Annotated in this window: 17 protein-coding genes and 1 riboswitch; of the genes, 13 read left to right on the plus strand and 4 right to left on the minus strand. The window is 38.9% G+C overall.

Features of this window, described 5'->3' with window-relative positions; all coding sequences use genetic code 11:
* The first annotated feature begins 36 nt into the window (after positions 1–36).
* Positions 37–145: riboswitch (TPP riboswitch) on the plus strand.
* Positions 146–190: 45 nt separating this feature from the next.
* From TLET_RS06645 to TLET_RS06655, 3 genes are read left to right on the plus strand one after another with little or no spacing between them, the layout of a single operon-like run.
* The gene (locus tag TLET_RS06645) at positions 191–1,177 is read left to right on the plus strand and encodes a thiamine ABC transporter substrate-binding protein (protein ID WP_012003333.1); all 987 of its coding nucleotides are present in this window, start codon (positions 191–193) and stop codon (positions 1,175–1,177) included.
* A complete protein-coding gene (locus tag TLET_RS06650; RefSeq protein ID WP_012003334.1) occupies positions 1,174–2,712 on the plus strand; it encodes an ABC transporter permease in 1,539 nt (512 codons plus the stop codon). Before TLET_RS06645 ends, TLET_RS06650 begins: the two co-directional genes overlap by 4 nt.
* Before the next feature lie 28 nt (positions 2,713–2,740).
* Positions 2,741–3,079, plus strand: a complete 339-nt coding sequence (locus TLET_RS06655; protein ID WP_148202146.1) for a hypothetical protein — start codon at positions 2,741–2,743, stop codon at positions 3,077–3,079.
* 93 nt (positions 3,080–3,172) lie between these two features.
* Here TLET_RS06655 and speB read toward each other — a convergent pair whose 3' ends face one another.
* From speB to TLET_RS06670, 3 genes are read right to left on the minus strand one after another with little or no spacing between them, the layout of a single operon-like run.
* A complete protein-coding gene (gene speB / locus TLET_RS06660) occupies positions 3,173–4,030 on the minus strand; it encodes an agmatinase (RefSeq protein WP_012003335.1) in 858 nt (285 codons plus the stop codon).
* Between the two features lie 2 nt (positions 4,031–4,032).
* Positions 4,033–5,598 (minus strand): AAA family ATPase, encoded by a 1,566-nt coding sequence (locus tag TLET_RS11150; protein WP_012003336.1) that lies wholly within the window; start codon positions 5,596–5,598, stop codon positions 4,033–4,035.
* A gap of 39 nt (positions 5,599–5,637) precedes the next feature.
* Positions 5,638–6,858 (minus strand): RNA-guided endonuclease InsQ/TnpB family protein, encoded by a 1,221-nt coding sequence (locus TLET_RS06670; RefSeq protein ID WP_012003337.1) that lies wholly within the window; start codon positions 6,856–6,858, stop codon positions 5,638–5,640.
* Between the two features lie 216 nt (positions 6,859–7,074).
* Between TLET_RS06670 and TLET_RS06675 the strand changes: the two genes are divergently transcribed.
* From TLET_RS06675 to TLET_RS06700, 6 genes are read left to right on the plus strand one after another with little or no spacing between them, the layout of a single operon-like run.
* Positions 7,075–9,168, plus strand: coding sequence for a peptide ABC transporter substrate-binding protein (locus TLET_RS06675; protein ID WP_012003338.1), 2,094 nt, complete (start codon positions 7,075–7,077; stop codon positions 9,166–9,168).
* Between the two features lie 46 nt (positions 9,169–9,214).
* Positions 9,215–10,573, plus strand: a complete 1,359-nt coding sequence (locus tag TLET_RS06680; protein WP_012003339.1) for a M14 family zinc carboxypeptidase — start codon at positions 9,215–9,217, stop codon at positions 10,571–10,573.
* 11 nt (positions 10,574–10,584) lie between these two features.
* A complete protein-coding gene (locus tag TLET_RS06685) occupies positions 10,585–11,571 on the plus strand; it encodes an ABC transporter permease (RefSeq protein ID WP_012003340.1) in 987 nt (328 codons plus the stop codon).
* A gap of 13 nt (positions 11,572–11,584) precedes the next feature.
* Positions 11,585–12,502: an ABC transporter permease gene (locus TLET_RS06690; protein WP_049753409.1), complete on the plus strand. Its 918-nt coding sequence runs from the start codon at positions 11,585–11,587 to the stop codon at positions 12,500–12,502.
* A gap of 9 nt (positions 12,503–12,511) precedes the next feature.
* Entirely contained in the window at positions 12,512–13,504 is a 993-nt protein-coding gene (locus TLET_RS06695) for an ABC transporter ATP-binding protein (protein WP_012003342.1), read from the plus strand.
* Positions 13,488–14,462 carry an ABC transporter ATP-binding protein gene (locus TLET_RS06700; protein ID WP_012003343.1) on the plus strand — a complete coding sequence of 325 codons (975 nt, stop codon included), beginning with the start codon at positions 13,488–13,490 and terminating at the stop codon, positions 14,460–14,462. The genes TLET_RS06695 and TLET_RS06700 overlap by 17 nt, the downstream gene beginning before the upstream one ends.
* Positions 14,463–14,733: 271 nt before the next feature.
* Here TLET_RS06700 and TLET_RS06705 read toward each other — a convergent pair whose 3' ends face one another.
* On the minus strand, positions 14,734–15,285 hold the full coding sequence (locus tag TLET_RS06705) for a YkgJ family cysteine cluster protein (protein WP_012003344.1): 552 nt from the start codon (positions 15,283–15,285) through the stop codon (positions 14,734–14,736).
* Between the two features lie 525 nt (positions 15,286–15,810).
* On the opposite strand from TLET_RS06705, the gene TLET_RS06710 reads away from it, so the two are divergent.
* The 4 genes from TLET_RS06710 to TLET_RS06725 are packed head-to-tail and all read left to right on the plus strand — an operon-like array spanning position 15,811 to position 17,786.
* Positions 15,811–16,050 (plus strand): sulfurtransferase TusA family protein, encoded by a 240-nt coding sequence (locus TLET_RS06710; RefSeq protein WP_012003345.1) that lies wholly within the window; start codon positions 15,811–15,813, stop codon positions 16,048–16,050.
* 16 nt (positions 16,051–16,066) lie between these two features.
* Entirely contained in the window at positions 16,067–17,062 is a 996-nt protein-coding gene (locus TLET_RS06715) for a YeeE/YedE family protein (protein ID WP_012003346.1), read from the plus strand.
* 3 nt (positions 17,063–17,065) lie between these two features.
* Positions 17,066–17,422, plus strand: coding sequence for a DsrE/DsrF/TusD sulfur relay family protein (locus tag TLET_RS06720; RefSeq protein ID WP_012003347.1), 357 nt, complete (start codon positions 17,066–17,068; stop codon positions 17,420–17,422).
* 10 nt (positions 17,423–17,432) lie between these two features.
* Positions 17,433–17,786, plus strand: a complete 354-nt coding sequence (locus TLET_RS06725; protein WP_012003348.1) for a hypothetical protein — start codon at positions 17,433–17,435, stop codon at positions 17,784–17,786.
* Positions 17,787–17,789: the final 3 nt, after the last annotated feature.

Below are 17,789 nucleotides of genomic sequence, written 5' to 3' on the forward strand. Positions count from 1 at the left end.
AATTGCTTTTTGTGATAAAATGAGAATATCAAGTAAATATTTGTGCAGGGGAGCTTCTAACCCGAGGCTGAGAGGAGGACGGAAGTCCTCGACCCTTGAACCTGATCCGGGTAATGCCGGCGTAGGGAGCAAACCAAAAACAAAATTACCCCGCCGCCGGCGGGGTTTAATCTTAGAGGAGGTGGTACGTATGAAAAAATTTCTACTTGTTCTATCAATAATTGTTGCAGTATCTGTATTTTCTCAAGAACTGGTTATCTACACTTATAGCAGTTTTGCATCAGGAATTGCGCAGAAGGTCTTGCCAATTTTTGAAAAGCAAAATAACGTCAAAGTGAAGTTGCTATCTTTTGGGGATGCAGGAAATGTGCTTGCAAGGTTGATTCTCGAGAAAGATCAACCAAAAGCCGATGTTGTGATTGGTCTTGATCAACCTCTGCTAAAACGTGCAATTTCTGAAGGATTATTGATAAAATTTGTTCCTGAAAACATATCTATGATAAAAAATAAAGAACTCTTGGATATGCGAGGTTACGGTATACCATTTGATTATGGCGCAATCGCATTGGTCTACAATACCGAGAAAATCAATAACCCACCGAAATCTTTTAAAGAACTTCTCGATGAAAGATTTAAAAGAAAGCTGGTAGTTCAGGATCCTCGCACGTCAAGTACAGGACTTTCTTTTATGCTCTGGACAGTAGCTGTCTTTGGTGAAGATGGTTTTTTGGATTACTGGAAGAGCTTAAAAAACAATATTCTGACCATAACGCCGGGATGGGATGAAGCGTTTAGCATGCTTGAAACTGGCGAGGCTGACATAATGGTGAGTTATGCGACTGATGGTGCTTACAGTTATCATGAATATGGCAGTTTGAAGTATCTGCCGGTAGTTATGGAAGAAGGTGCTTTTGTACAGATCGAGTATGCGGCTATAGTAAAAGGCAGCAAGAACATCGAGCTTGCAAAAAAGTTTATCGAATTTGTTTTGAGCAAAGAATTTCAATCTCATGTTCCCTTGAATCAATGGATGTACCCGGTTGTAGAGATAGAACTTCCAAAAGCCTACAAATATGCACCAAAGATAGATAAAGTACTGCCATTTGACTATAGTATCTTTGAGCAAAAAGGCAAAGATTGGCTTGAAAAATGGGCAGAGGTAATGATAGGTAAATGAAAAAAAAGATAATTTTCAACCTGGTGCCGATAATCTTTGTCGGCACCTTTTTGATTTACCCGCTTTTCCTGCTGTTCTCAAAATTTCCAGTCTGGAATATCTCTCAAGTACTCTCAAAAAATGCAGCCATTATCAGATTCACAGCTTTTCAAGCTCTGCTGTCAGCTTTTTTAACAATGCTTCTTGGAATACCAGGCGCTTATTTGTTTGCAAGAACAAAGCTTCCAAAGGTTGCGAAGAGTTTTTTGAAATCTGCAAGCATGGTGCCTTTTGTCCTTCCTGGTATATCGATGGCTATTGGTTTTTTACTCACCTTTGGTAATAATGGAATAGTGAACTGGATATTATCTTTTTTTAATCTTAAAATCAGAATACTTTATACATTCACCGCTGTTTTGATTGGCCACGTTTTCTATAACTTTCCCTTGTTCATAAGAATCGTTGGCGATGCTTTCGAAAGGATAGACAGAAATTTTCTTGAAATGGCTAACATTGAAGGAGCTTCGAGATTCAAAAGATTTTGGTATATAGAACTGCCTTTGATAGCACCAGCAGTTGGGGCGGCTTTTTCTCTTTCTTATCTTTATTGCTTCACCAGTTTTGCTGTCGTTTTGATATTGGGGGGAATCAAATATTCGACTATTGAAGTAAGCATATATATGTACCTCAAAGTGCTTCTGGATTTCGAAAGCGCGCTGGCTCTCACGTTATTCCAAATGATTTTCGTGACATCTGTAAGTTTTGTCTTCCTAATCTTATCCAGCAAATCTCAGCAATCTTTTGGCGAAGCACTCAAAGAAGAAAAGCCAAGATGGTCTTACTTTTATATCGCTGTTGTTGGATTATTTGTTTTCTTACCTCTGAGTATGGCTTCTCTGGGCGGATTTTTAAAATATGGAGGGACTTTCACACTTGAAAACTTCAGAAATTTGTTCAGTCAAAGTGCCGAATGGATAATCGGTGCGAACGCCTGGTCTGTGATTATTTACAGCGTTTTACTTAGTTCAATAGTCGGAGGATGCGTGTGCATTCTTGGATTAGTCAGCTCATATGCTTCGATCAGGTATAGAAGTTTTTTATCAATCTTGACGTATCTTCCTGTTGCAATCTCTCCTGCCACAATGGCTTTTGGAATGATTCTTTTTGAAGCACCTCAGGCGATCAAACTTGGTGGTATTTATATATTGATATCACTACCTCTGGTTCACAGTTCACTTCAAAATGTTTGGAGGAGTTTTCCGAAAGAAATAGAAGAAGCCAGTAAAATTGATGGGTGTGGTTCTGTAAAAAGGTTTTTTAAAATAATATTGCCTGTTTTCAAAAAAGAACTGTTAGGAACTTTTGCATTTTGTATGGCCATAGCACTTGGTGAGATCACAGCGACAATTATTCTGTCAGAAGGTCAATTGACCACTCTATCTGTTGCAACCTATAAACTTTTCAGCACACGTCATATCGGCGAAGCACAGGCTTTGAATTCTATCCTAATGTGGATTGTTTTGATTCTGTTCTTCATTTCTGAGCAAACCGAATAATTTATTTTGAAGAAAATCGAAGTTCAGCATGATGAGATTTGCCATGAACGAAAAAGATGTGAAAAAGATAAGCCCATTTTCAATGATTGGCTCTGGTGGCAGTGTCTTACCTGATGGTATTCTCTCGCATGGACATTCATATTCCAGGAACTTTTGCACTTTTTCAAGGGTAATTGCTCGCTATGTCAAAGAGCTCAAAGCAATCACATTGGAGGCTGTCTACAAAATGACATCTTTTCCGGCACGAAGAATTGGGTTGTTTGACCGAGGAATCATTCGACCAAAGATGGCTGCTGACATAGTGATCTTTGATTTTGATAAAATTCAAGATCTGGCCAGCTATGAAAACCCAAAACACTATCCTTAGGGTATAATTCATGTAATAGTGAACGGTGAGCTCATTATTTTTGAGACTGAACATACCCTGGCCCGGGCTGGAAAAATTTTCAGAAAAAAATGATCAGCTAATACACATCAAGACTTCTCTTAAAATCTTTGCTGCTAAAATGCCGGTTCTTTCTGAGATGTCTGTCAATGGTGAAACTTCAACTAAGTCGAAACCAACTATTTTCAGTTCCTTAAATCTCTGGATTATTTCAAAGATTTCCTTTGAAGTGCATCCACCCGGTTCGGGAGTTCCAGTACCGGGTGCAAAAGCAGGATCAAATACATCTATGTCAAGGGTGATGTATATCGGAAAACCTTTCAGTTCATCAAATACCTTCATGAAAGGTTCTTTCACGTCGTACAAAAAAGTTCTTGTGTGATCTTTTGCAAAATCGAACTCTTCCTTTAAACCAGATCTGATACCAAACTGATACAGATGCCTGTCTTTGATATATTCACACACTCTTCTCAAAACCGTACCATGAGAGAGTTTTTCACCAAAAAGAGTGTCTCTCAAGTCTGCGTGTGCATCGAAGTGAATGATTTTCAGCTCTGGGTACTTTAACGCCATTCGCCTGACTATGGGGAAAGTTATCAAATGTTCTCCGCCAATGAAAACTGGTATTTTTTCGTCTTGAACGATTTCATTTGCTATTCTCTCGATTAACTCGAGGCTCTTTTGAAGATTTCCCAGCGGCATCTCGATATCACCGGCATCATAAAAAGATTTGTCATTCAAGGAGTCATTCAGGTATGGGCTGTAATCCTCTAAACCATAGGAAAGTTCTCTGATTTTCTTTGGTGCCATGCGTGTCCCCGGCCTGAAACTTGTTGTCTGATCCAGTGGTGCACCTACGATGACCGCTCTGCTTGATTCATAGTTATCTTTTGATCTGAGAAAAGTATGTTGATTCACCAAATTTTTGAGCATCTTCACTTTATTACCTCCCTGTCTTCGATTAGCTCGATATCAAGGATCCTGTCTATTCTGAATGTTCTCAAATCTTTTTTTTTAAAACAGTAACCCTGAAGACCTAAGAATTTTTTCCCAGAATAAGAAAACTCTCCCACTCTCCTTGGTTCAACAATTCTTCTTGATTTTTCATTATCAGATCTCACATAAACGATCAAAAGGTATTTGTTCAATTCAATAGCCCTGTTTATGAGTTCCATTTTTTCACTCATAGATAACTTTTTTTCACTATTTTTACACTGAAAATCACTCAAAAATCTGAGAATTCTTCTATCGAGTATTATGTCTTTTTTCGTTACAGCCCTTGTGAGTGAGATACCACTCAAGCGAGTGCATCTACTCAGAGCCACATACAACTGTCCCGGAGCAAAAAAACGTTTTGAAAGGTCGATTGTCACATTGTCAAAGGTTTTGCCCTGACTCTTGTGTATCGTGACAGCCCAGGCTAATCTCATCGGAAATTGGCTGAATGTACCCACTATTTCTGTTTCAATCATCTTTTTTCGCCTGTTGTATCTGTAGTGAAATATGTCCCAGGTGTAACGTGTCACTTCTTCAATTCTGCCATTAGAAAAAAGAACCTTGACGATACCATCATCTTGATGAACATCAATGATTTTTCCAACAAAACCGTTCACCCACCTGCCGTCACTGTCGTTATTTAGCATCATTATCTGTGCACCTTTTTTTAGCGAAAGTACATAATCTGCAGGAAAAGAACTTTCATCAAAATCTCCCTGTATCTCGGCTTCGAATTTGTACAGTTTACCTTTGATCTGGTTGAGCTTTTCCTGGTTTATATTTTTGGCTGTCTGGTTGTGGCTTGTCAGATAAATAGCATAGTTAATATTTTGTAGCTGAGCATTTACTCGTCTGCTTAGGATCAGCAGACTTTCATCAGTTATTGTTCCAGTTCTAATTTCATTGAGAATTTTCATGAACTGATCATCATCTTGCCTGTAGATCTTTTTGAGTTCTATGAATTCCCAATCCACATCTTTGAACACGTCTGAATCAAAGAAATATTCACTTCTGTACCTTTCTTTGAAAAATTCCCTTTCTTTCTTGGTAACTACAGGTGGCAGTTGGTACAAATCTCCCATCAGAATCATCTGAACACCACCGAAAGGTTTGCTGAAATCCCGAGCGTTCAAACGCAAAAATTTATCGATGCAATCAAGTAGATCGGCCCTAACCATAGAGATCTCATCGATGATAATTGTGTCTATTTCTCTGTAAATTTCATCATCTAATACTTCAATGTTCTCAACAGTCACATTTGGCTTGAATTTGAAAAACGAGTGAATTGTTTCACCATTCACATTCAGCGCCGCAACACCTGTCGGGGCAAGAACCACGACTTTTTTCTTTGTTATGTTGCAAAAATACATCAGCAATGTAGATTTACCAGTCCCGGCCCTGCCAGTTATAAAGATGTTCTTGTCTGATTTTTCCATCAATTCCAATGCATTCAAAAATTGTTCATTCAGTTCTATCTCATTCATACTCAATTTATTATTTGACACTCCCAATCCCCTAAAGGGATAGGATTCTTAGTAGCTCTTTCAGGCTACCTTCCATGGAGATACGGATACTCCATGGCCACAGAGATGTGGATTGAATCTCACACCTCTGGCGGGTGCCAATTTCACTACTACTTGGGACTTCTTCCCAGGATACCTTGCATAAATGTTTATCGCCCCTACCCCGTCCCTGTGATACTCAAACCCACAATTTTGGCACTTACAGTTGCGGTTATTCGGATGATTTCTGCTGCCACATACAGGACATCGTTTACTTGTATACGCTTCTGATATACTCACAACTTTAATTCCATGTAGCTTTGACTTATCAGTTATCATGTTGACTATTTTTCTGTACTGCCACTGATGCAGTTTTTGATTATAATTATCATTTCCATTTGCACCGTCTCGAATGTTTGTTATATCTCCAACTACAATAGTCCCTACGCTTTTCTGTATACACAATCCAACAAAGTTGCTCGTTATCTTATGAAGCATGTCTCTGATCTGGTTTTGTGTTCCTGTTAGCATTCTCTTTTTAGCTTTAGATAGTTTTCTGTATCTCTTTGAACCTTTTTTACAGCGATTTAATAGCTTTTGAAATTCAGCAAGTTTCTTGTTTCTGCATCTTAGAACGCTGTTTAAAATACCTCCTCGGTAAATGATGGTTTCGGAACCATCAAAACACGTTATCGGATGGATAATACCAAGATCAATAGACATAACTTTTGTCTTTGGTTGTCGGTTTTCTTCTTCAATCTTCACCTCTATTCCAAGGTGAAGATAATATTTTCCATTTTCGTAGACTAATTTAGCTTGCCTGATTATTGTACCGGCTGGCAACGATGTTTGGATAATAATAGGTTGTTGCTTTCTGCCCATTGAAAGCTTTAGCTTACCATCCGGTATCAATTTTATCGCTGTGTTTTTCCAGATGAATGGCGGGAATCTTTTCTTTTTGTGCGGCGGTCTTAAATCTGGTTTTGATTTAACTGCGCTGAAGTAACTATCAAGAGCTTGAAAGTACTCTTGAAGTATAGCTTGTTTAGAATGTGTATGAATGTCTATATTATCAGCCCAACGCAGAATATATTTTTGCACCGTATTTTGAGAGAGCCAGAAACCTTTCTTGCGCTTTATCTTTTTGACAAGAGACATTGTTTTGTTATATATCCGTGCAGCAGTTTTGTTAAGTTCAGAACATAAAGGATAAAGTTCTAATGGTACAGGTACTTTATATGTTCTGACTACATATCTTGACATTCTTCAATATATCTCCTGATAGTTTCTTCTGAAACTGTTTCTGTTGCCCTATACAATTGTAACACAGCTTTTGATAATTAATAAGCTCCTTACCCATTCCCCTGAAGAAGAAGGACTTGCGGAGATATTTTTTCTGTCACATTGATTGCAAGATTTTATAAATTGACGATACTGGCTTTTGCACGTATAATCATTCTAAACAAAGGGGGTATAGTGATGAGAAAACTTCTCAGTTTATTTGGTATTCTGTCATTGTTCGTTCTTTGTTTCGGTCAGGTTGCTCTGCAAGAAGCCGCCCCGGCTATTCAGAAGCTTGGCATTTTAAAAACAATCGACGATTCAGCCCTGACTTATGACGAACTTTATTCTGCTGTAGCAAAAGCTTTTCCTGGAAAAGAATCACTTGTAAAGAAGGGAACAGATCAGGTTTTGAGAAAAGACTTTATCATGATACTTGTCAAGGTACTCGGCCTTGAACAAGAGGCTGCAAAATTCACAGAGATTTGCACTCTCGCAAACGATGAAGATAAAGTTCCAAAAGAAGCTATAGGCGCTTTTACACTCGCATTTAGAAGCGACAGACAACTTTTAGATTATCGTTACGGGCATTTGCTTGAGCCGCTATCACCAATAACAAAATCAGAAGCGGCAAGATCTTTCTACATGGCGCTTTATCCACCAAAACGTGGTGGAACGATTGTAACAGCAGTTGGGGCAGATCCCAAGGGACTCAACACCTTGTTTACCTCTTCAGGTTTAACCTGGACAATCTGCAACATCATCGGTGATGGAAATACAGGAACTGACGACAACGGCTTTTATCATCCAAGGATGATAAAAAGAATACCCACCCTCGAAAACGGTCTTGTAAAAATCAACCAGGATGGTTCAATGAGTGTGACCTTCGAATTGAGAAGAGGTATGAAATGGCACGATGGTCAGCCGGTCACAGCACATGATGCAAAATTTCAGTGGGAAGTTATGGTTTCTGAAGCCCCAGTTACATCGAATTACTTTGAAAAGATGGTAGATCGAGTTGATGTAATAGATGACTACACATTCACAGTTCATTTTCCCAGTCCAGTACCCGGTGCTGAACTTGGTTCATCGGTCTACGCTTATTACTACGGCTGGTTCCAGCTTCCTGAACATCTTTACAGAAAAGACTTTGAAGAAGCAAAGAAAACAGGAAACTGGGATCAATTTGTCCAAAAAGTTACCTTCAACCCTGTTATGACAGGACCATACAAATTCAAAGAATACGTCGAAGGGCAGTACATAGTGCTGGAAGCATTTGATGAATATTACATGGGCAGGCCAAATATTGATCAAATAGTGATGAGAATAATTCCAGATAGCGATGTTATCTTTGCATCTGTTTTAAAAGGTGAAATAGACTTTGGCAGGTATACGCTGGATCTTAAACAAAGTCTGCAACTTGAAAAAGATAAAGGAGATATCTTCAATGTCTACTTCACTCCGAATGTGGCAGCGTGGACACTTGATTTGAACTTCAGAGATCCAAACGATCTTTCAAAACCACATCCGTTGTTCTCTGACGTGAGGGTCAGGCAGGCTATTTTATATGCAATTGATCGTCAGCAAATAAACAACGTTGTATTTTTTGGAAAAGGTCAGATTGTAGACACATGGATCACGGAAGTCCATATGATGAGGGATGCTTTAAAAGGAGACCATATAAAGAAATACCCGTACGATCCGAAAAAAGCAGAAGAATTACTTGCTCAAGCTGGCTGGAAAAAGAACAAGCAGGGGTTACTTGAAAAAGATGGCAGGGTTTTCGAGTTCACACTGATTGCAGGAGCAGGTAACAGTCAAAATGAGCTGATAACCCAGTTAATACAGGGTATGCTCAAAAAAGTTGGTATATCTGTAAAGATTGAAATGAAACCTGCACTTGTCATATGGGATGAAGCTCCCATGGGCAAATTCGATGCGTGGCTGACTGGCTGGGGCTATGGAGTCAGTGATGAAGCACTAAATTACTGGGGTAGTGATATGATACCATCCGAGGCAAATAACTGGGGTGGTACGAATTACACGGGCTGGTCCAATCCCAAAAACGATGAGATACTTGCGAAAATGGCAACAGAAGTTGATTTTGAAAAAAGAGTCGAATTGTACAAACAACACTTTGCATTATGGACCAATGACTTGCCAGTTTTGCCTTTGATTTCAGATCCAACACCTCATTTTGCAAAGAAATACATCAAAAGTTTTAATTCTACTTACGACAGTGGCCTTGGCTGGATCATCTACAACTGGTACATAGACACAGAACAACATTAATGGCTGGGGGATAACCCCCCAGTTTCATTCCCGAGGAGGACTCAAGATGAATTTTGACTATTTGGTCGATCAAATACCAGATTACAGGAGATTTTTTTACGTCGATGAATTCGACAGAAGAACACAGGAACTTGCTGAAAAATTTCCCAGAGTAGTAAAAGTTTATGAAATTGGTAAATCGAGAAATGCTCATCCAATAAAGGTAATCAAAATAGGTAATGGCTCCAGAAATGCGCTCATGTTTGGTTGCCCACACCCTAATGAACCCATAGGGGCAATGATGCTCGATTTCCTTTGCGAAAAACTTGTGGAGGATGAACAATTGAGATCTCATTTTGATTACACCTGGTATTTAATAAAGGTTATAGATCCAGATGGTACAAAGTTAAATGAGGGCTGGTTTTCAAATCCACAGTCTATTAAGTCCTATGCAGGCAATTTCTACAGACCACCGGGATACAGGCAGGTTGAATGGACTTTTCCTGTAGATTATAAAACCCTTCATTTTCATGAGCCATTACCAGAAACACAAACTTTGATGAAGATCATGGAAGAGGAAAAACCAGTTTTCATGTATTCTTTGCACAATGCGGGTTTTGGCGGAGTTTATTATTATATATCTGATGATTCACCAGAATTGTATGAAGGTTTTCACACCATCCCACATAGATTTAAGGTACCGCTTGCACTTGGTGAACCGGAAGTGCCATATCTGAAAATGCTCTCAAAGGCTATATACAAACTTTCTCCAATAACTGAGGAATACGATTATCTCGAAAAACATGCGAAGGTCGATCCTGCTCAGATCATAAGAGCTGGTGCAAGTTCAGACGAATATGCCAAACGTGTTGCAGACACATATTCTCTTGTGTGCGAAGTTCCGTACTACTACGATCCAAGAATAGAAGATATATCAGAAACTCAGATGACAAGAAAAGAAGCAAGACTCATCTCATGGGAAAGCTCGACAAAACAATACGAATTTGTCAGGGAAATCTTCGAAATATGTGAAAACTACTCAAATGAGAAATCTCCATTCTACGAAGTTCTCAAAAATTACGTTGAAATCATGCCAGAACATTTGAATGCAGAGAAGAACTGGATCGAAACCGATCCACAGCTTCAAAGAAAAGCTACCGTTGCCGAAGTTTTTGATAACACCTGTGTCACGCAGTTCTATCAATCTTTAATGCTCGGTATGCTAAAGAGATTTGTCAATGAGATTCTTGAAAATTATGAAGATGAAAAATTGTATGAAGTTAAAAAGAAAGTTGACGGTCAATTTGACAGGAAAATAGATTATCTTGAAAAAAATCTCAATTACAGAGCAATACCAATAAAAGATCTGGTTGCCATACAATTGTTGGCGGGATTGAAAACAGCTGAATATGTACAGTCACTGTAGGGGGTAAAAATTTGAAAAGATACCTGTTTTTTAGATTGCTAGAACTAATTCCCATATTTTTTCTCATTTCGTTGATCATTTTTGTCATTCTGAACGCAATGCCGGGAGATCCATTGCTGACAAGTCGCTTAGAAAATCCACGCGCGCTTGTGAGAGATCCAGCCAAGATTGCCGAACTAAGAAAATATTATCACCTTGATGATCCTTTAATAGTCAGATATGGTTTCTGGCTTACGAGTTTTCTCAAAGGCGATCTTGGTTTTTCTTCGATGTACAAACAACCTGTGCTGGGTATTATCGTTAAAAGGCTCCCGAATACTCTTACCTTGACGATAACTGCATGGGTTATAGGACTTATAGTGGCTTTCCCAATAGGGATTTATTCTGCTGTTAAGAAATATTCGTTCTTTGACTATTTCTTCACCATTCTTGCATTCGTTGGAATTTCTCTGCCGACATTCTGGTTTGCGTTGATGGCGATAATCGTGTTTTCTGTGGTACTTGGCTGGTTCCCCATATCCGGTGTTCAAACCTATGGTATCACGGGCTCATGGAATATCTTTGTAGATAAACTCAGGCATCTGACTTTACCAGCTCTGGTTCTCGGTTTAGTTCAGGTTGCCTATTGGGTGCGGTACATAAGAACCTCTCTGTTAGAAGTACTCGATCAAGATTACATAAGAACCGCTTATTCAAAAGGTGCAAAAGAAAAAAGAGTGATTTTGAAACATGCTTTGAGAAACGCCATGATACCAATTATTACCATAATAGCGCTCGATATACCTTACTTTTTTGGTGGTGCGCTGATCGTTGAGACGGTCTTTTCATGGCCTGGCATGGGTAGATTGATGTATGAAGCGATTCTGGCAAGTGATTACAATCTTGCCGTGAATTGTTTGATGTTCATCGCGGTTATTACTTTACTGTCAAACTTGCTTGCGGATATCCTCTATGCTGTGGTTGATCCAAGAATAAGACTTGGTGAAAAGGCGGTGTGATAAAGTGCTTTTAATGAAAAAAAAGATTGAACAACTACAAGACAGTTCTGTTATACCAATTGGTACTTACTGGCAATTGGTGAGAAAAAGATTTCTAAAACACCGCTTAGCGCTTTTTGGATTGATAATTCTCGTTTTTGTAACCATGTTCAGTCTTATTGGACCGTTATTTATGAAAATTACTTACGACGAATTTGATCTTTCTGCTATCTTTGCACCACCGTTTTCACAAAACCATCTTTTTGGTACAGATGAACTCGGTAGAGATGTGCTTGTAAGGGTTATGTATGGTGGGAGAATATCGCTTTTTGTTGGGTTTGTATCGTCTCTGATCACAACCGCGATTGGTTTGCTGATTGGATTGATTTCTGGATATTTTGGCGGCATCGTTGACAGATTATTGATGAGATTTGTCGATGTCATGCTTTCAATACCTCTTTTTCCAATACTTCTCATTCTCACAATGGTCTTTGGTTCAGGTCTGACAAATACAATACTTGTACTGTCTGTCTTTGGTTGGATGGGCGTATCAAGGCTCGTGAGAGGCGTTGTTTTGTCAATAAGAGAGAATGAATACATAATGGCAGCACGCGTTCTTGGCACCAGTAGATTAAAAATTCTGTTCAAACACGTTTTGCCAAATGCAATGCCCATAACGATAGTTTCGATGACACTCAATCTTTCTTATGCGATACTTTCAGAGTCCTCCTTGAGCTATCTTGGACTTGGTATACAACCTCCCACACCATCGTGGGGCAACATGCTTCAAAGATCCATGAATTATATTCTTTCCACAGGCCATTCAAACACTGTGCCCTGGTGGCTTGTGTTCTTTCCGGGCTTTATGATCTTCATAACAGTTCTGAGCGTTAATTTCTTAGGAGATGGACTTCGTGATGCCCTCGACCCGAAATTTGTCAGTGAAGCTTGAGGTGGTCGAATGCTTTTAAAAGTAGAAAACCTGCAAATTGGATTTAAAACGAACATGGGAAAAATTGTTCCTGTGGACGATGTTTCTTTTGAGGTCAACGACGGTGAAATACTGGGTATCGTGGGGGAGTCTGGCTGTGGTAAAACTGTTACGGCATACGCGATCACAAGACTTTTGCCAAAAAATGCCTTCATTTCAAAAGATTCACATATATGGTTCAATGGCGTCGATCTTGTGACTCTGCACAGTGATGAATTGTGCAAAATCAGGGGAAAAGAAATTTCGATGATTTTTCAAGAACCAATGTCCTCTTTGAACCCCGTTTACACAGCAGGTTGGCAGATAGAAGAAGTTTATGAGCTTCACGAAAAGATGAGAAAGGAAGAAAGGAAAAGCAAAGCTGTACAGATGCTGGCGGATGTAAAAATACCAGAACCAAACAGCAGATATAATCATTATCCCAACCAGCTGTCTGGCGGCATGAGACAGCGTGTAATGATAGCAATGGCTTTAGCTTGCAGTCCAAAACTCTTGATAGCTGATGAACCAACAACAGCCCTCGATGTTACAATACAAGCTCAGGTACTCAAATTAATGCTTGATCTTAAAGAAAAATTCAACACGGCAATTTTATTGATAACCCATAACCTTGCAGTTGTTGCCGAAATGTGTGACAAAGTCGCTGTCATGTATGCAGGCCAAGTGATAGAGAAAGCAGGTGTCTACGAGATTTTTGAAAATCCTCTACACCCATATACAAAAGCACTTTTAAATTCTGTTCCCAAGATACATGATGAATTACACAAAGAAAAACTCGCATCAATTGAAGGAGTAGTTCCACACCCAGCAAGATACCCAGCTGGCTGTAGATTTCATCCAAGATGTATTTTCAAAAAAGATATCTGCTCGCGGCAAAAACCACAGAATCTCTTCGTTGGGTCAGATCACATGGTCAAATGCTGGCTTTACAGTGAGGGAGAGACAGATGGAAAAAATTCTTGAGCTTGAAGGTATCAGTAAATGGTTCACAATAAAAAAGCATTTTGGTAAAAGATCGTATTTGAAAGCTGTCGATGATGTTCATTTTTTCGTGGACCGTGGCGAAACCTTTGGATTGGTTGGGGAATCTGGCTGTGGTAAGACTACCCTTGGCAGGTTGGTTGTCAGACTGTATCAACCAACTTCGGGCAGGGTTATTTATCATGAAAATAACAATCTGGTTGATCTTTCTTCGCTTGACGAAAAAAGTTTTCAAAAATATCGCGCGAAAATTCAAATGATCTTCCAAGATCCATACAGTTCTCTTAACCCCAGATTGACTGTTTTGCAAATAGTAACTGAAGGTTTGTCGTCCTCAAGCCTATCGATTTCTGACAAAAAGAGACTGGCTTCACAAGCTTTAGAAAATGTTGGCCTGAGGCCAGAGTACCTTTACAGATATCCTCATGAATTTTCTGGGGGTCAGAGGCAAAGAATTGGCATCGCTCGTGCACTTATAATGCAACCAGAACTTTTGATCTGCGATGAACCAGTCTCTGCGCTTGATGTTTCTGTCCAGGCTCAGGTGATTAATCTATTGACCGCTCTTAAAGAAAAATACAAACTCACCTACATTTTTATCGCGCATGATTTAGCTGTTGTCAAATATATCAGCGATAGAATCGCCGTGATGTACCTTGGAAAACTGGTGGAGCTTTCTAACTCAAAAGATCTATTCAACCACCCATTACACCCTTACACTCAAGCTTTAATTGCATCTGTTCCGGTTGCAGATCCAAAGATGCGGAAATTGGCAAAGATACAACCAATCCAGGGCGAAATCACATCCCCGATAGATCCACCGCAGGCATGTCTATTTGCTTCAAGATGCCCTTATGCCATGAAGATATGTCATCAAGGCATACCTGAACTCAAAACCGTTGAAAACTCACATCAAGTTGCCTGTTTTCTGTATCACTGATTCTGCATCAGATCTGATCTGAAAACATAAACCGCCGCGAAAACAACGGTATTTTGTGCCCCGATAAACACTTTTCGTGAAATTTTTTAAAATGTATTCTATTCAATAATATGTAAAGTATAATCTATTATAAAATGGAAAATGAATTATATTATAGAAACATTTTTAGAAATGTGATTTTGATTTGTGAGTTTATATCTGTTTGACAATTACAAATATAATTTTTAGATACAGATATTAATATCAAATAAGAAATGATTTTTATTCTTAGTCATGCCGAGCGGCGTGTGAATCTTCCTGTGGTGTAATACAAACCAACATATTCCAAAGCTTTTTTCAGGGCAGTGTTGATGGGATATCTGTACGAAGCAAGAAAGAAATCTATTGAGAGAAGTTTTGAAAAATAGTCCTGAGCATTTGGCAAATTAGTGATTTGGTTTATAAGACTGCTGCGGAGATATTTACAACTCAATGGTTGTATGATATTTTTTCTTATTACCAGACTCGCTGAAAATAGCCGGCAAATCAGAGGCCTAAATATATGATAGGTGCATCCACCTTTTGGATTAGCAGGATCAAAAAGTACACAGATATCCTCTTCTGTAGTTCTCTCAAGCTTATCAAGCCACTTATCTAAAAGATTCATCTGGGAAAAATGAACTGCCAGCGGTATAAACTCAAGAATAGTTGCTTCTATATTGCACGAAGGCGTGTTGCAGCATTCTTTGCAACCATTACAGGAAGGAAAGGTTTTTTGAATCTGGTTGAGTTCTTCATATAATTTGAGTATCTGGTTTGAAAGATCAGTTATCCGATCTATCATTTAATCCTCTCAGTAATCGATCAAATCAGTTTTTCATTACACCAGATTGAGATAAATATGAAAAATCAAATTGTAATTTGTAAAAAAAATAAGACATCCCATTTTTCTTTATTAGATTAGTGCCAGTGCTTACCGATAATTATATTATTTGAGCTTCTTACTTATGAATCAACTCTGAGTTTTGTGTCATGAGCCTGCTTTTCTGTTATAAATGTCTAATTTGATTCTGTTTAAATGAGCTTTTGAAAGAGACAACGCCTATGCAATATAATGTACCTTATATTGCATCAGTGAAATTCATTCGAATGCTTTATTCAAAAGCTGCTTCACAATAGCTAACACTTAACATATTTGAGCAAATTTTCTATGCACTATATTCTGGTGTACGTACTCAACAGTAATTTATAATCCATTGTTATTTTCCAGATTTACCAAGTCGTAATATACATGTCAACAGTGATTCATTATGCAAAGATAATCTTTTATTAGAAATCGATATTTTTTTCACGAAAGGGAGGTGCAGGTATGGCAAAGTATCAAGTGGCAAAAAGTCTGGATGTTCGTGGAGAAGTCTGTCCTGTTCCAGATGTTGAAACAAAAAGAGCCCTGAAGGAAATGAAACCAGGAGAAATTTTGGAAGTATGGATCGACTATCCCATGTCCAAAGAGAGAATCCCTGAGACAGTCAGGAAATTGGGGCATGAAGTTCTGGAAATTGAAGAAGTTGGCAATAGCGAATGGAAAATCTACATTCAGGTCAAGTAGAAGGAGGTGACTTTCCATGGTTTGGGCAGGGCTTTTAGTAGGCTTCATATTTGGAGTGATTCTTCAGCGGGGCAGAATTTGTTTTAATTCCGCGTTCAGAGATATTTTAATCTTTAAAGACAACTATCTTATGAAACTTGCAGCACTCGCCATAGCCCTCGAATCGATCAGCCTCCTTCTGTTTGCTCAAACTGGACTTATAGCATTAAATCCTCCTGCTCTCAATTGGTTGGGAAATATCCTGGGCGGTTACATCTTTGGACTGGGTATGGTTTTAGCAGGTGGCTGTGCTTCTGGAGTAACCTACAGAACCGGTGAAGGCATGACTACAGCTTGGTTGGCAGCTATTTTCTATGGACTAACTGCATATGCAACAAATTCTGGACTTTTCTCACCATGGAAGAAATGGATCAGCACTTTCAACGTTGTTGTACAAAATAATCAATCAATTTATGCGCCAAAAACAGGACCAACCCTGGCAACCGTTTTGAATATTAACCCATGGATTGTTGCCCTAATCTTTGCTGCTCTGCTGATTTGGTATGCTTTTGGAACAAAAACTTCTGAAAGATCAACAAAATTGAACTGGATCGTTGCCGCAATCCTCATAGCGGTACTCGCACCGATTGCTTGGTGGACGAGTGCAAAAGCAGGGAGAAATTACGGACTTGGCATCACAGGTGGTTGGGTTAATCTCTTCAGTGTCTACACCAATAATAAACCACTCTCCTGGGATGGCGCAGAAATAATAGGTATTATTTTGGGGGCACTCATTTCTTCTATCGCCGGCAAAGAATTCAAGCTAAGAATGCCTAAAAACCCAAAAACCTATTTGCAAGTCATTGTTGGTGGAATATTCATGGGTTTTGGAGCTGCAACAGCTGGCGGGTGCAATATCGGGCATTTCCTAACGGGTGTTCCCCAGCTGGCTATATCTTCTATATTAGCCTCTATATTCTTCATACTTGGTAACTGGACAATGGCCAGGATATTGTTTGGCAAGGAGAGATGATTTATGAAAATAACAATACAAGTGATGGTTCAACCTTACACTTATGAAGATATTGACACTGCAATCAAAATTGCTGAGGCAGCTGTTGAAAAAGGACATGAAGTAACTTTATTCTTATTTGCAGATTCGGTAATTTGTGTGAATAAAAATATCAAACCACTTAAAATTGATAGAAATATTCCTGAAAAACTCAGAACTTTGATTAATTCGGGAAAATTAAAAGTTGATATCTGTGGCATTTGCATGGATTATAGAGGTATAAAAGAAGATATGATCATAGATGGTGCAAAACCAAGTGGATTGCCAGAATTAGCAGCACTTTTATCCACAACTGATAGGTTCATAAATCTGATGGCCTGAGGTGGGGAAAATGAGAAAATTACTTTTTGTTGCTTACCAGTCCCCAGTGGGAAGCATATGGGTAAACGAAGCATTTAGAACAGCGTTTGGAATGTATGGAGAAGATCTTGAACCAAGTGTTCTTCTCTTAGATGAAGCCTGTATTGCTCTTTCAAAAAACACCAGACCTGAATCTCTCGGTTTGTTACCACTTTCTATATGCCACAAATACATAAAACGATACGCTACCAAAGTTTATGTTCTAAAAGAGGACATTGAAAAATTCAGCATAAAAGAAATAGAGGAAAACTTTGGAGCACAGATAATAGAGAAAAAAAGCCTGCCTGATTTCTTTCACGGCTTTGATTACGTGATCTTCATGTGAGGT

This window comes from Pseudothermotoga lettingae TMO (assembly GCF_000017865.1).
Classification (GTDB): domain Bacteria; phylum Thermotogota; class Thermotogae; order Thermotogales; family DSM-5069; genus Pseudothermotoga_B; species Pseudothermotoga_B elfii.